General features: G+C 39.6%; 12 protein-coding genes. 3 read left to right on the top strand and 9 right to left on the bottom strand.

Annotated features, from left to right (window positions below):
• Nucleotides 1–75: 75 nt before the first annotated feature.
• The gene (locus H561_RS23855; RefSeq protein ID WP_155845730.1) at nucleotides 76–270 is read left to right on the top strand and encodes a bacteriocin-like protein; all 195 of its coding nucleotides are present in this window, start codon (nucleotides 76–78) and stop codon (nucleotides 268–270) included.
• 509 nt (nucleotides 271–779) lie between these two features.
• Here the strand turns inward: H561_RS23855 and H561_RS23200 are convergent.
• The 4 genes from H561_RS23200 to H561_RS0104355 all read right to left on the bottom strand — a co-directional run bounded on the left by H561_RS23200 (nucleotide 780) and on the right by H561_RS0104355 (nucleotide 5,343).
• A complete protein-coding gene (locus tag H561_RS23200) occupies nucleotides 780–1,493 on the bottom strand; it encodes an SH3 domain-containing protein (RefSeq protein WP_155845731.1) in 714 nt (237 codons plus the stop codon).
• A gap of 18 nt (nucleotides 1,494–1,511) precedes the next feature.
• Nucleotides 1,512–3,635 carry a cation:proton antiporter gene (locus H561_RS0104345; protein WP_027385908.1) on the bottom strand — a complete coding sequence of 708 codons (2,124 nt, stop codon included), beginning with the start codon at nucleotides 3,633–3,635 and terminating at the stop codon, nucleotides 1,512–1,514.
• 6 nt (nucleotides 3,636–3,641) lie between these two features.
• Entirely contained in the window at nucleotides 3,642–4,208 is a 567-nt protein-coding gene (locus H561_RS0104350) for a hypothetical protein (protein ID WP_027385909.1), read from the bottom strand.
• Nucleotides 4,209–4,437: 229 nt separating this feature from the next.
• Nucleotides 4,438–5,343 carry a DMT family transporter gene (locus H561_RS0104355; protein WP_027385910.1) on the bottom strand — a complete coding sequence of 302 codons (906 nt, stop codon included), beginning with the start codon at nucleotides 5,341–5,343 and terminating at the stop codon, nucleotides 4,438–4,440.
• A 148-nt stretch (nucleotides 5,344–5,491) separates the two neighbouring features.
• Between H561_RS0104355 and purE the strand changes: the two genes are divergently transcribed.
• Nucleotides 5,492–5,995 (top strand): 5-(carboxyamino)imidazole ribonucleotide mutase, encoded by a 504-nt coding sequence (purE, locus tag H561_RS0104365; RefSeq protein ID WP_027385911.1) that lies wholly within the window; start codon nucleotides 5,492–5,494, stop codon nucleotides 5,993–5,995.
• A 90-nt stretch (nucleotides 5,996–6,085) separates the two neighbouring features.
• Here purE and H561_RS23205 read toward each other — a convergent pair whose 3' ends face one another.
• The 3 genes from H561_RS23205 to ahcY all read right to left on the bottom strand — a co-directional run bounded on the left by H561_RS23205 (nucleotide 6,086) and on the right by ahcY (nucleotide 9,692).
• A complete protein-coding gene (locus H561_RS23205; protein ID WP_051349298.1) occupies nucleotides 6,086–7,468 on the bottom strand; it encodes a BspA family leucine-rich repeat surface protein in 1,383 nt (460 codons plus the stop codon).
• 130 nt (nucleotides 7,469–7,598) lie between these two features.
• Nucleotides 7,599–7,994, bottom strand: a complete 396-nt coding sequence (yiaA, locus tag H561_RS0104375) for an inner membrane protein YiaA (protein ID WP_027385912.1) — start codon at nucleotides 7,992–7,994, stop codon at nucleotides 7,599–7,601.
• A 381-nt stretch (nucleotides 7,995–8,375) separates the two neighbouring features.
• On the bottom strand, nucleotides 8,376–9,692 hold the full coding sequence (gene ahcY, locus H561_RS0104380; protein ID WP_027385913.1) for an adenosylhomocysteinase: 1,317 nt from the start codon (nucleotides 9,690–9,692) through the stop codon (nucleotides 8,376–8,378).
• A 210-nt stretch (nucleotides 9,693–9,902) separates the two neighbouring features.
• Between ahcY and H561_RS0104385 the strand changes: the two genes are divergently transcribed.
• Nucleotides 9,903–10,517, top strand: coding sequence for a 4'-phosphopantetheinyl transferase family protein (locus H561_RS0104385; RefSeq protein ID WP_027385914.1), 615 nt, complete (start codon nucleotides 9,903–9,905; stop codon nucleotides 10,515–10,517).
• Here H561_RS0104385 and H561_RS0104390 read toward each other — a convergent pair.
• Nucleotides 10,498–12,780 carry an FUSC family protein gene (locus H561_RS0104390; protein WP_027385915.1) on the bottom strand — a complete coding sequence of 761 codons (2,283 nt, stop codon included), beginning with the start codon at nucleotides 12,778–12,780 and terminating at the stop codon, nucleotides 10,498–10,500. The genes H561_RS0104385 and H561_RS0104390 overlap by 20 nt on opposite strands.
• Nucleotides 12,781–13,280: 500 nt before the next feature.
• The gene (gene porV / locus H561_RS0104395) at nucleotides 13,281–14,444 is read right to left on the bottom strand and encodes a type IX secretion system outer membrane channel protein PorV (RefSeq protein WP_027385916.1); all 1,164 of its coding nucleotides are present in this window, start codon (nucleotides 14,442–14,444) and stop codon (nucleotides 13,281–13,283) included.
• Between the last annotated feature and the right edge of the window lie 52 nt (nucleotides 14,445–14,496).

Raw genomic sequence — 14,496 nt, forward strand, 5'->3', positions numbered from 1 at the left:
AAAATAAAGTATGTAATTTAATAGTCTAAAATCCTAAAGTATAAAAAGTAGGAAAACATCAAATATTTATTTATCATGAAAAATTTAAAAAAAATCTCAAGAGAATCTTTGAAATCTGTAAAGGGAGGAATTACTCCGGAATGTGCACAGTGGTGGAACTCAGGACAGCCGTATTATTCCAATCAGGCATCATGTCTTCAATCTCCAAATTATGATCCTGAAGTTAATTTAGGTTGTCATAATGCTTGTGGACGTTGGTACATACAATAAAAACACGTCATTAGTTAGCTATAGTCGGAAGAAAAACCTTCCGACTATATTTTTATCTGCTAGTTTCTCCTCCATCTTTTTAAAATCTTCTCCTTCTGATTCCTTACAAAGCATGGTGATAGATATTTTTTCAAAGAGACTCTTTATAAATATCGGCAATAACATCTTGCTATCTATTAGGCTACATTCAAAATAACTGTGATCATAGTCTTCAAAATCAGAAGTTTTTTTGCATGTGCTTTTCTGATTCTAATCCAACATTGGCTGACGGAAACTTATTGAAGCAAGATCATAATAGGCAGTAACAGCTCCCGAGTTCCGGACTTTATACTTCTGTTTCTTGTACGATGGCAGCATCGGGTTTTTATTTCTACGAAAGATTCTGTTACAAGGGTATTGTCCGGAGTAAGCTGTGGAATTTTATTTTGTCTTTGCATTCTTTTGAATGAAAAATAGCGCAGATGTTATCAGGGAAATTGATAATGTTTTAATTCTTATTTTTTGTTTTTTCAAAAAGGCATGATGAGTGTCCGCCCTTTGTATTTGCCTTTTTCAATTTTAAAAATAACGGCATACCCGCCAGCTCCGTCGGAATTGACCATATTTATATATAATGTTTGATAGTCCTGATCCCAATAGCATTTGGCAGATTCATGATTAACATTGAACAGGTTTTCAATTTCTTTGGTAGGGATCTGAAGTATCTTTTTACCGGTCTTGACTGAAATATATTTATAATGGGTCCGGGGAGTGGTTCCGTCCGTACCCCAGATCTGCTGTCCTTTAAACTGATCTTCCATTTTTTGACCTTTGTAATCGGTGACAGAGAAATATTTCTTATTTTCCTTGTAATCAAATGGTCCGGATTTAATTTCCACTTGTATGTTTTTCGAATTAAAAACAGACTTGTTTTCATTTCCCGAAGCCAGTGGGATAGATTCATAAGATTCGATATACCTGATGCGTGAGTTATGGATATACCCGGATATTGTTTTTCCTTTTCTGTCCGTATAGTCAGCATGTACCCAGTCTTTATTATTCTCATCAGAATCAAAAACATAAATAATTTCCTCTGAATTGATCTTTCCGACAATGCTGCTCTTCGCATCTGCATTTTTCCTCATATTCACATAACCGTCCCGATCAATGATTTTTGCAAATTGTGAGAAAGACCAATGAAAGCTTAAGGCGGCAGCCAGCAAAACTATTTTATTTGTTTTCAATGATAATTTTAATGTTTTTTATTTAAAAATCTTCTTGATTATATTCCCGATTTCTATGAAATCACCATGATTGCCTACTGAGCGCCTTTCCGGATCGTCTTTACTAAGCTCTGAAAAGGGGAAAATTAAAAGATAATTGTTATCATTCAGGTTTTTGTTCAGCAGTTCAGGAATCAGTCTCATCCTCGGAATGTAAGACTTCATCCCTCTTTTTGCCATGAAAAGGACAAGACCTTCATCTTCTTTAAGCTGGGAGGCTGTATTTTCACCATCTTTCCAGGAATTCATAATGATAAATTCAGCTTCGATATTGGCCTTTTTAATAATTCTCTGAAGGATGTCAAGAATATTTTCCGAAGCGTAGAAAACCAGTGTTGCGCCGGAATTTCTTGCTATATTCCAGACTCTTAAAAGTGCGTGAAAAAAACCTGCTTCTGTGTGTGCCTGTTCCGAGATCATTACCGCATATCTTTTAACGGTTGATAAAGGCTGAGCAGCATGATAAACCAGCACATTCACATCATTGTTCTGAAGATATCCGTTATACAGGTTATACACAAAAGAAGGCGAGAAGCCTTTTTCATCTTCCAGGCCGATAATAAGGTCTGTAATTTTCTGCTCCTTGATAACATTATTTACACCGTTGATGACATCATTGTCGTATCTTTTCAGTGGCTGCATAGTGACGTCTGCGGCAGCGGCTGTAACAGTGGCATGGTGCAGGATTTTTTCGGCGTTTTTTACGGAGGATTCATTTTTATCTTCATTGATGATGTTTAAAGCAAACACATTTTCTGTATTGGCGTGGGCTTTAATTAAAATTCCCAAATTAACCATCCGTTCAACCGTAGCTTCATAATTGATGGCAAGAAGAATGTTTTCTTCCTCATGGCTGTTTCCGGAAACGGTATCTTCATTATCGTGTTCGGCAATTTTCTGGGCACTTGCCATAGAAACAAAAGATGAAATCGTACAGGAAATCAGGATCAGTAAGATACTTCCGTTAAGCACATGTTCGTTCAGCAGCCTGATAGGTTCTCCGGTTTCGGTTTCGGAAAGGATGATATTATATCCAACCATTACTGAAGCCAGCGTGGCTGCGGCAGATGCGGAACTTAGCCCAAAGATCAGTTTCCCTTCTTCTTTGGAAAGCCTGAATGTTTTTTGCGTCACAACGGCGGAAAGGTATTTTCCTCCGATGGAAGCCACCAGCATGATTCCGGCAACTTCCAGCGTTTCCCAGCTTTTAAAAAATGCTTTAAAATCAATCAGCATCCCCACACTGATCAGGAAAAAAGGGATGAAAATCGCATTCCCGACAAATTCCACACGGTTCATCAGGGATGAGGTGTGTGGAATAAGCCTGTTCAGGGCCAGTCCGGCAAAGAATGCCCCGATGATGGCCTCCACTCCGGCTAATTCTGCCAATAACGCGGCAAGATAAATCATGACCAGTACAAAAATATACTGGGAAATCTTATCATCAACCTTCTTAAAAAACCAGCGACCGATTATCGGGAACAGCAATAAAACAATAAGGCCGAAAACAATAAAGGAAACCGAAAGTTTTATCCAGAATTCCGTGCCTACCTCTCCTTGAGACATCCCGACAATAACGGCAAGAACCAAAAGGGCAAGAATATCCGTGATCATCGTACCTCCAACTGTAATATTCACGGCAGAATTTTTTGCAATTCCCAATTTGCTTACCAAAGGGTAGGCGATAAGGGTATGCGAAGAAAAAAGGCTGGCAAACAACACGGAAGTAAGGGTGGAAAATCCGAGAATATAGGAGGCTCCGAGATAGCCTAAAACAAAAGGTACCATAAAGGTATAAATGCCGAACGTAAGACTTTTCCATTTGTTTTTCTTAAAATCTCCCATATCAATTTCCAGCCCGGCAAGAAACATAATATACAGAAGCCCGGTGGTTCCCGTTACGACAATGCTGCTGTCTCTGGAGAGGACATTAAAACCGTTCGGGCCGATGATGGCTCCCGCAATGATAAGCCCCAAAAGATGCGGTACCTTTATTTTATTTAAGAGGAGGGGAGCGGCAAGAATAATAATTAAAACTACAAGAAACTTCAGGACCGGGTCTTCGATGGGAAGACTCAGGTTATGGATGCTCAGTAAAATCATATGTGTTTATTTTGTGGTGCGTACCAGTTCTACAGAGAACTTTGCCGTACAGCTATTGTCAACAGCAATGGTTCTGGTGCCTCTGATTTTATTTGGCGTAATATCATTCAGCAGAATATTCATTTCCACCTGCTTTTTTGAAACAGAATCTGTCTTAAAATTCAGTTTTGCTTCATTGTTCTCAAACTTTCCGGAATAAACCCGCACCAAGTTATTGTTGTTAATGATCTTGGTCATGAGCTGGGTAGAGTCGCTGTCGAACTCCCAGGTATCAGTACGCTGGTCACCCACCACATAATCGCTGCAGTTGGATTCCGTACAGATGACTTTCCCTGTCCACGATCCTGCAATGGCTGCCGGCCACAGGACTACTTTTACAGAATCTTTCTTGGTGAAAATACTGTCCCTCATTTTTAACAGCGTCTGATACTCGGATTCTTTCTGGGCGAATAATTTTTCTTTCTCCAATAACTGTTTTTCCCTGACTACAAGATCATTTTCCCTTTTCTTATCATCACAGCTGATTAAAAAAAATGAAATGGTAAGAATGATAAACACTGTGTTTTTTAACATATTGTAATTTTGGTACAAACAAGATAAGAAAAAACGAAGAAATATAAAAACATAATACCGGATCTGTTGTTTTTCACCTATCTGAAATATACTATCTCACTCTTTATTACACATCAATTCAGGCTGTTATATTAAGTGTATTTTAAAACAGCCTTTCAAATCCATATTTTTGTTGCAATTTTTTAAGAAAAGAATTGGGACCGGTCTGCCGGCAAGACTGCTTTAAAATTTATTGAATGCTTTTTCTTCTGAACATATCACGGTTATAGTTGATCACAAAGACTCCAAGAATAATCAGCACTGCAGCCAGAATGAATTTAGCAGTAATTTGTTCGTTTAGGATCAGCCAGCTCAGGAAAATAGAAATTATGGTATTCACATACGCCAGAATGGAAACCTGGACCGGAGAAACTTTTGTCAGAGCATAGTGATAGGCAAAAAAAGCGGCTACAGAACCGAAAACGGATAAATAAATCATCGCAGAAACACTTTGTAAGGTCCAGTTTTCAAAATTATAATGGTCTGAGAACAAGAAGGCGAACATCAGCTGTATAAGTCCGGCAAAAGCAAACTGATAAAAAAGATTTAAAGAAATATTTTTACTCCGGATATTCATTTTCTTTGTGAAAATAGTTCCCGATGCCCAGCCTGCAATAGCAATAAACAGCATAAAAATTCCCATGGCATATTCCGGATTTTCAAGATCATCAATCCCGTCCCAGAAGATGAAAAGGATGCCGCTGAAGCATAATAAAACACCGGTCAGAGTCTTGAAACTGAACTTCTGTAATCCGAGTGCCACACTTCCTAGAAAAACAACAATAGGAGAGCAGGCACTGATAAGTGAGGTCAGGCTGCTGGTGACAGATTCTTCTGCTAACGTAGTCATCCCGTTGGCGACAATCAGCATCAGGGAGGAAAAAATAATCTGATATCCTAAATTTTTCCAGCCGATCCACTGAAACTGTCCGCGGTAGAGAAGGATACAAAGCATGATAACAGCGGCAAGAAACTGGCGGATTCCAGCCACAAACCAGGCGGGAATTGTTTCTACGGCAATTCTTATGGATAAAAACGTAGTTCCCCAGACAATGGCAACGGTAAGGACTGCTAAAGTAAGTTTATAATCTTTCAAAATATTATAGGTAATGGGCAAAGGTAATCACTTTGAGATCAACCAAAAAATCCCTTTTCTGAATTTTGACAGCAGCAGAACAAGTTTTGCGCCTTTTTGCATTACGCTTATTAATTTTTTATCTTTGACCATCTAATATATTGGAAGAATGGTAGGAATTATTATGGGAAGTCAGAGTGACTTGCCGATTATGGAACAGGCTGCGAATTTTCTGAAATCGCTGGACATCCCTTACGAGCTGACTGTAGTTTCAGCACACAGAACCCCCGAAAGAATGTTTGACTATGCAAAAACCTCGAAAGAAAGAGGATTGAAAGTGATTGTTGCTGGAGCGGGAGGCGCAGCGCACCTTCCGGGCATGGTAGCGAGCTGCACAACGTTACCGGTAATCGGAGTTCCGATTTTATCGAGCAATTCTATAGACGGGTGGGATTCCGTCCTTTCGATTCTCCAAATGCCGGGCGGAATTCCGGTAGCCACGGTGGCCTTGAACGGTGCTTTGAATGCAGGCATTTTAGCCGCAAAAATCATAGGTTCTTCAGACGAATCTGTCGCTGAGAACCTTCAGAAGTATCAGGATTCCCTGAAAGATAAAGTATTAGGAACGGTGGATGATATCAAAGCTCTGCATCCGAATCATTTTGATCAGTAAATTTGAAATCAAGAATAAATAATCTGCGGCTCACGAATTTCGTGAGCCGCAGATTATTTGAGGCTTAAATCGTTAGCCTCAATTTTTATGTTACTTTTTAATAAATTTAAAATGATGTACTCCAGCATCGGTATTAATCTGCAGGATATAATTCCCCGGAACCAAACTCTGAATATTAATCTGGTTATTTTGTGAATTATTTTTTACCGCAATTCTTCCGCTCTGATCAATAATCATATAGCTCTTCACTTCCAGATTTTTTACGTAAATAAAATCCGTTGCAGGGTTCGGATAAATTCCGGATACATTTTCAGAATTGATTTCAGAAGTTCCCAAAGAGGACCGGCATTCAGCATTATAAGTATCTCCGGAAATGGTCCAGTTTTTTACAGAAACCAGATAATTCCTTGCGGTTACTGCCGCAGGATGGGAATAGGTAAGGGGAGATGCAATTCCTATGTTAATCCCTGACGGAGTAAAAGGATTATTTGCCCATCCGATCAACGTTTCGTTATAATGAGCACAGTCTATTCCGGAATCTGCAATCATGGCATTTGCCTGAGAGAGAGAACCCAGGTTCCAATTTGCCAGACTGTGGTTAAAATCATATGCTTCATCAAGTAAAGATCTCATGTCGGTAACTTTTGAAGTGTCCCAATTGCTTAAATCCTGATTGAATTTTTTGCAGATGTGCAGCATATGCATCATGCTTGTTACTTCCGATGTATCCCAGTTTCCTATGGGCTGATTAAATTTGGGAAGATAGTGGAACATCCAGTCCATATTGGTTACTTGGGAAGTATTCCAACCTGCGATCGGCTGATTAAAGTCTCCTGCACTGGCAAACATATGGCTCATGTTGGTAACGGCTGATGTATCCCACGCTCCGAAATCTGCATTTCCTATCAGTGATATACAATTGTAAAACATAGCAACTGTAGAGGTAACACCTGAAAGATCAGGAATGTCAGTAGCAGTTACATCGAGATTTGAACATTGAGAGAAAGCCCATTCCATCGTCGTCCAATGTATGTTTCCCCATTGTGAAATACTGAGAATTTTTTTTATATCCCCGTTATAACTTGTGATTGTAGGGATACGCAGGCTCGGGGAAATAAAAGTAAATCCCGGAAATTTCACAGCATTGAAATTACCGTTGCCATTACTTATTTTCACTTCATAAGTTGCATCATTCGGATTTGGGTTTTGAGAAATGCCGAAATCTATAAGAAAGTGATCTGAAGAGGTTACGGTAAAGCTGCCATTATGGGCAGGATAACCAATTTCATTCCAAGACACATTAAAATCTGTACCTGTTCCGGGAAACCAGATCTGATTGGCTGTGGATAATGTTCCTGCTTCTACATTTGTACTTGGATTCGCAGGTTTCCAGGTGGTAATAAACTCATTCTGCGCATAGGTAATCTGAATGATAAAAAGAAACAGGAAAGCGGTTAGTAGTTTTTTATACATGTTAAATATTTAGTGAATTGATACAATAAAAAGATAAAAATAATCAAAAAGGTGATAAATTCCTATAAATTAACATCAATACATAAAATTATTTAAACGAAAAAACTCTCCGGATCGGAGAGTTTTTATTTTATTCCTGGTTCATCATATTGTCCCGGGTATTTTTCTGGACAGCAATGGCCCCGAAAAGTGCCAGTAAAAAAGCAAATCCGTAAAAGCCTTTTTCACTTGGAAGAATTGTGGCATTCCATAATCCGATAGCCAGTAAAACAATGGATGAAAGGGTGGCAAACCAGCAGATCCCATAGTAGATATCGGTTACCTTAATATTTTCCAGCCGGTCACGAACCGCTTTCTGCAGAGAAACCACGGCAAACAATCCGTACAAAAGAATGGTAAAATAATACCCTTTCTCATTAAGCTGCATTTCTGCTCTGGCAAGGCCTACGATAAAACCGATCATTCCTGCCGCTAATGCCACCCAGGATGCCGCGACAAATGCGTTTGATACATTTTGTTTTTTCATTGATTAAATGTTTTTGTTAAAGGTCAAATATATCATTTTTTATTTGATTGCCTGTCACAACTGAAATGCCGATATTTTATTGTGCAGGGTGACTGGTGAAGATCCGAAATTTAAATGGGTGATATATTCTTTCTTTCCTGACAGAGATCAAAATCCTGCTGGATCTGTTGAGGTGATTTTCAGAAGAGTTTAATGAAACGATACCCTTCAGTTGATGAAAAATACGGAGAGTTTCCTAGCCCGGATAGCAGCGGTTACCCCGCAATGGAAAGGAAACGGCATGGCATGAGGAGTATGAGCGGATAGCCGGACCAGCTCCTGAAAAAGAAAAAACTCCCCGAAAAACGGAGAGTTTATATTTTTACCAACTGCTAACTGCTGTTAGTATCTGTAATATTCAGGTTTGAACGGACCTTTCACATCTACACCGATGTATTCAGCCTGTTCAGGAGAAAGAGTTTCCAGCTCAACGCTTAATTTCTTAAGGTGTAAAGCTGCTACTTTTTCATCCAGGTGCTTAGGAAGCATATAAACTTCGTTCCCGTACGCTTCAGAGTTTGTCCAGAGTTCAATCTGAGCCAAAGTCTGGTTAGAAAAAGAGTTCGACATTACGAAACTCGGGTGGCCGGTTGCACAGCCAAGGTTTACCAGTCTGCCTTCTGCAAGGATAATTACTTCTTTACCTTCTTCCAAAGTATAGATGTCAACCTGCGGCTTAACCTCAGATTTGGTGTGGCCGTAGTTTTTGTTTAACCAAGCCATATCGATTTCGTTATCGAAGTGACCGATGTTACAAACGATGGCTTTGTCTTTTAGTTTTAAGAAATGTTCTTTTCTTACAATGTTGAAGTTACCGGTTGTGGTGATGACGATATCTGCGTTATCCACCACCGTATCTAATCTTTTTACTTCAAAGCCGTCCATTGCAGCCTGTAAAGCACAGATCGGATCGATTTCAGTTACGGTAACGATAGAACCCGCTCCTCTGAATGAAGCAGCAGTACCCTTACCAACGTCTCCGTATCCGCAAACTACCACTCTTTTACCGGCCAGCATAATGTCTGTAGCTCTTCTTACCGCATCTACTGCAGATTCTTTACATCCGTATTTGTTGTCAAACTTAGATTTGGTAACCGAATCATTTACGTTGATTGCAGGCATTACCAAAGTTCCGTTTTTCATTCTTTCGTATAATCTGTGAACTCCTGTTGTTGTTTCTTCAGAAAGCCCTTTTATATCTTTTGTGAATTCAGGATATTTATCAAAAACCATATTGGTTAAATCTCCTCCGTCATCAAGAATCATGTTCAATGGTTTTCTGTCTTCCCCGAAGAAAAGGGTCTGCTCAATACACCAGTCGAATTCCTCTTCGTTAAGACCTTTCCATGCATAAACAGGGATTCCTGCAGCAGCGATGGCCGCAGCGGCGTGGTCCTGCGTAGAGAAAATATTACAAGAAGACCAGGTAACTTCAGCACCAAGAGCAACCAAAGTTTCGATTAAAACTGCAGTCTGGATGGTCATGTGAAGACATCCGGCAATTCTTGCTCCTTTCAGCGGCTGGGAGGGCCCGAATTCTTCACGGATCGACATTAAGCCCGGCATTTCTGCTTCTGCAAGGGTAATTTCTTTTCTTCCCCATTCTGCCAGGGAAATGTCCTTAACTTTATAAGGAATATATTGTGTAGTAGTACTCATATGCAATGAATAATTTTGTTTCTGTTTATGAAGTGCAAAATTACAACTAATAATTTATATATAAAAACATCAGACCCAGTTACGATATATCTGGCTGATAGATAAAAGGAATGACCAGATATTTTTATAATGATTCTATCCGGGATTTCATATTTTAATTCAGCATTATATTACGTTTCTTTTTACTAATTTTATCCCTTAAAAGATTCCATGCCTCTTTACCGCGATTTTTCTGATAACAATGCCACCATCCTCATATGGAAATATGATGAGGCGGACGGTCTGGATGCCGATCAGCTTTTAGAGCCTGAAAATGCTGAAAAAGTAAAAGACTATCATCCTAAAAAGCTTCTTGAAGTGTTGATGGTGCGCAAACTGCTGAAGGGATTAAAACCCAATTCAAAAATTTTATACAAAGAACGGGAACCCTTTCTTTCCCCAAAGGATGCGGAAATTTCCATTACCCATTCTTTTCCGTTCGCAGCCATTGCTGTCTCCAGGAACAAAATCGGGATCGATATTGAAAAATTCAATCCCAAGATCTTAAGGGTGATTGACAAATTCACCTATGAAGATGAAAGAGGTTTCATTCCTTTTGATAACGAAGTGACTTTTTATACTATTATCTGGAGCGTAAAAGAAAGTATGTATAAAATCCACCATTCCAAGCACTGGTCTCTGAAAAAGCATTATGAAGTAAAACCCTTTGAACTTAAATATCTCCATCATATCAGATGCCGGGTGTATGATGACCGGATCTCCGACGAATTTAAAGCGAGGGTGGAATTCTTTGATGATTTCTGTTTTACGATTGTTGAGGAGTAGGTTCCAAGTTTTCTTTCAACTGCGCTTCGTTTCTGTATTTTTCGATTACTTTTCTCTGTTCTTTGGCAACATCATAAATGAGCTCCAGGACGTCATGGATGTTTTTGAGTTCAGTAACGTGTGAGATTTTTTCCGGATCCCGGAGGTCATAGCTTTCATTTTCTATCAGTTCTGTTTTTCTTTTCAGGATCAGGTTGTCAAGCGAAGAATCTTCCGGCTCGATGCGGCTTTCCATATTCAGTACTTCCGTAATTTTATCACCGTTCAACAGGTTGACGACCTTCTGCATTTCCGCCTCGATTTTCCGGCTCCAGCCCTCAGCATCGATTTCAGGGTATTTTTCTTCATCTTTCACATATTGGGACAAAGAGGCGGTATAGGCCGTTATAAGATGCGAAGTGGCCACGAACTGATGCACCACCTCCAGTTTTTTCTGCTGGTTTTTAGGTTCGGAAATCATTCTCTGAAAATTGTCGGAAAGATTGGCCAGGGAAATAATGGCATTTTTACGCTTGACCTTATAGTCTTCCAGATCAAAGTTTTCTTCCAGGAATTTGGAAATGACACTTTGAAAATAGATTAAGTTTGATTCTGCCGATTTTTTCATCAGATCCAGATTCTGGGTGTGTTCCCAGACCGGCAGCACGATATAGGCCACCAGTGAAGTGATTGCCGCTGCTATAACCGTATCAACGATCCGGTCCCTGAAAATGATATTTATTTTTCCCGGGCTTAAAAAATTAAAGCTCAGGAATACATAGATGGTCATAAATAAAACCGCCCAGAAATATTTTCCCTTCAGAAAGCTGAAACACATGATCATGCTCAGCAGAAGAATGGTAAACAGTGCCTCATTCACCTGAATGAAATAAAGAATCCCGTAGGCAATAACTGCACCCGCAATGGTTCCGTACAGCCTCAGGAGATTCCTTTTTTTGGTAATAGAGTAGGCGGGCTTTAAAATCGCGACAATGGTAATTAAAATCCAGTACGTATGTCCGATTCCCAGAAACTGGAATAAGGAAAATAAATACCCTATCAACAGGGCGATAGTAATCCTCAGGGCATGGCGGAAATGGGATGAGGCAAACGAAATGTTATTTTTTAATACCCTGAAGTTCAGCTTTTCTTCATTCGGCATAAACTTTTTAAGGTCCAGCCCTGTAGAAAGGCTCTTGGCCAGTTTTACGTTTTGTGAAAAGACTTTGTAGATTTCATTGATCTCTTTTGTGATTTCATTGATGCGCATCAAAATCTGGCGCAGGACCATAAAGTTCTCAAAATTATCAGGAGAAATACGTTTGTTTCTGAGGTCAAAATAATGGCGGTTGAGGCCTCCCAATTCAGTTTCAAGATCAAATAAAGGCTTGGCTCTTGTCCCGATCTGAAGCGAAATACCGATGTTGGTAATTTCTTCGGCGAGAAGGTTCAGATAATCATGGACCGTCACCAGGATCATGGTATCTCCGAAACTCTGCTGTAATTTCTGATAATCACTTTCCGAGGTCATCAGTTTTTCATGAAGATCCATTGAATTCAGAAACATCAGCATCAGCAGGCGGCTGGTGGTTGTCGATTCGTTAACAATCGTCCTGGTTTTAAAAACGGTCTCGCGGGTTTCTTCCTGAAGGTTTTTTATTTCGATCTGTTTGGCAATCACCTGGGTAGTCAGCTTATTAAAATCAGGATTTTTCTGGTAATAATTGGCTTTTATCTTTAAAAATTCCGCCAGCTGGAGGTAATTTTCCCCGATCATCTGGCTGGCCAGTTTATAGGGCTGGATGGTGGTAACAATTAGGAATATGAGTAAAAACCAGATACAGCCGGAAGCAAAGATCAGGAGGCTTTTGAAAATATTGGCTCCGGTTAGATGCCCGTCAATAAAAATTGCCAGAACGACCAGGGACAGTGATCCTACTGCCGCCAGTCTTTGTCCGTATACCCCGATCAGCGAAAAAAACATTCCGAAAATAATAATCTCCGCAAAGACAAGAATTTTAACATGCATCACCAGGCTGGCAACCATCGCAACAAACACAAAACAGATAATCGCGAAAGCCAGGGCATTTCTTCTCCGGATAAAAGGGCCCGGCTGATCGGTCAGTGCCACAAAGCTGGTTCCGAGCGGGAAAAGAAAATACTCTTTCAGGATCCCGAAGTGGGCAAGAACCAGACACGGCAGAACGGTGGCCAGTGTAATCCTGATGGCAGAATAGACATACTGGCTGGTCACGAATTTTTTAAGTTCTGCGGAATAGTTCATTGTACAAAAATAATTATTGAAAAATGAAATTACCGTATCTATTTTTAAATAATTTATGAATATATTATAAGAAAGGTGAATCGTATCCCGAAATACTACGGTTGAAGTTTTTTAAAGCATGATAATAGAAGTGAGTATACAGATTGAATAGATGTTTTATCATTTTATTTTTTGAAGCTGTTTCCCGCTATCCATTACAATCTTTTGTCCTGCAGACAAAAGGATTTTCATTACTATCGTGGCTAGGATGATGGCGGTGATTCAACGGCAGGTAATTATACGGCATTCTGTTCATCCAATAAAATCAACAATGTTGAATTCACTTTGTCAAGCTTATTAGAAATGCATAATATTTCAAACAGTCGGCAGCACGTAATAATGAAAGACTGTCAGTGAATGAAAACAAAAAGCCCCATAAAATGGGACTTTTTATAGTAACAAAAACGTTACCTTATAATTTAATTAAAGCCGGTCGCTGAATGCTCACGGCTAAAAACTGTTTAATAATCCACGTTGGAAGTTTCATCACCGATATTCCAGGTAAGACCGAAACGAAGCGTGTTGTCCAAAGCCGTATTGATTTTAGACATGTTGATCAGATAGGAAATATCAAGTCCGAATGAACGGTATTTTAATCCGATACCGGCCGTCGCAAACTGTCTTGCTCCCTGTTCTTCACTTTCATGGAAATAACCTCCTCTTACGGCAAATGCATTGTCATAAGAATATTCCAGTGCCCCACTGTACATAATGGAGTTCGGATTTTTGAATGATTTTCCGATCCCGCTGATAGGGCCAACATTTGGGATTGCATAGATCGGCTGTCTTGTATTTGGGTCATTTCCTATAAATTCTGATCCCGGAACCAGAATTTTAGAACCTTCAACGCTTAAACCTACTTTGTTCATATCATCAAGATACATATCATAACCTACCCCTAATCTTGCCATAGTTGGAAGATAAGATCTCGATTCTTCATTTCCTGTATAATCCAGCTTAGGACCCAGGTTCTGGACAGCGAAACCGGCATTCAGCTTACCGTCCATATTTCCGAAACCGGAAAATTTAGGAGAAGTATAATACCCGGAAACGTCTACCGCAAAGGAGTTTGCAGGCTTCAGTGTCGTATCCGTGTTGAATCCTCCGGCTAAATCTGAACGGATAAATCTACCGGTAACAGCCATGGAGTAAGAATCTGAAAGCTTAAGTCCATACGCAACGTCAATGGAAAATTCGTTTGGTTTGGAAGTACCGTTTGAAACAACTTCATTACCAACTAAAGAAGTAAGGTCCACTTCACCCATGTTAAAGTAATAAATACTTGCAGAGATAGTAGATCTTTCTTCCTGCCCTAGGAATTTATGGAATGCTCCGTATAATAAAAACACATCATTGGTAAGTTTCCCCATGTACGGCGTGTAGTTTAGCCCTACGGAAGAACTTGTTCTGCTGAAAGGATATTTCGCAGCATTCCAGAATTGTGAAAAAGCATCAGGAGAGGTAACGACACCCTGGTCTCCCATACCTCCGGCTCTGGCATCCGGTGCGATTCTTAAGAAAGGAGCTCCGGTTAATACCGGTCTTACAAGGCTTAAATCTTGTGAATAGCCTAAAAAACCAGCACTTAACCCAATCCCTAAAAGCAGTTTAGTAGTTAAATTCATATGTTGTCTTTTATATATTATCAGTTTTTTGTTAATATTATTATTGTTATCG

Origin of the sequence: Chryseobacterium gregarium DSM 19109, from assembly GCF_000430845.1 — a bacterium.
Classification (GTDB): Bacteria; Bacteroidota; Bacteroidia; order Flavobacteriales; family Weeksellaceae; genus Chryseobacterium; species Chryseobacterium gregarium.

What these genes read in the sequence shown, in the direction of transcription:
- purE (WP_027385911.1), top strand. Translation starts at nt 5,492, where the DNA reads ATGGTAGGAATTATTATGGGAAGTCAGAGTGACTTGCCGATTATGGAA.
- H561_RS0104385 (WP_027385914.1), top strand. Translation starts at nt 9,903, where the DNA reads ATGCCTCTTTACCGCGATTTTTCTGATAACAATGCCACCATCCTCATA.
- porV (WP_027385916.1), bottom strand. Translation starts at nt 14,444, where the DNA reads ATGAATTTAACTACTAAACTGCTTTTAGGGATTGGGTTAAGTGCTGGT.
- H561_RS0104345 (WP_027385908.1), bottom strand. Translation starts at nt 3,635, where the DNA reads ATGATTTTACTGAGCATCCATAACCTGAGTCTTCCCATCGAAGACCCG.
- H561_RS23205 (WP_051349298.1), bottom strand. Translation starts at nt 7,468, where the DNA reads ATGTATAAAAAACTACTAACCGCTTTCCTGTTTCTTTTTATCATTCAG.
- H561_RS23855 (WP_155845730.1), top strand. Translation starts at nt 76, where the DNA reads ATGAAAAATTTAAAAAAAATCTCAAGAGAATCTTTGAAATCTGTAAAG.
- H561_RS0104350 (WP_027385909.1), bottom strand. Translation starts at nt 4,208, where the DNA reads ATGTTAAAAAACACAGTGTTTATCATTCTTACCATTTCATTTTTTTTA.
- yiaA (WP_027385912.1), bottom strand. Translation starts at nt 7,994, where the DNA reads ATGAAAAAACAAAATGTATCAAACGCATTTGTCGCGGCATCCTGGGTG.
- ahcY (WP_027385913.1), bottom strand. Translation starts at nt 9,692, where the DNA reads ATGAGTACTACTACACAATATATTCCTTATAAAGTTAAGGACATTTCC.
- H561_RS0104390 (WP_027385915.1), bottom strand. Translation starts at nt 12,780, where the DNA reads ATGAACTATTCCGCAGAACTTAAAAAATTCGTGACCAGCCAGTATGTC.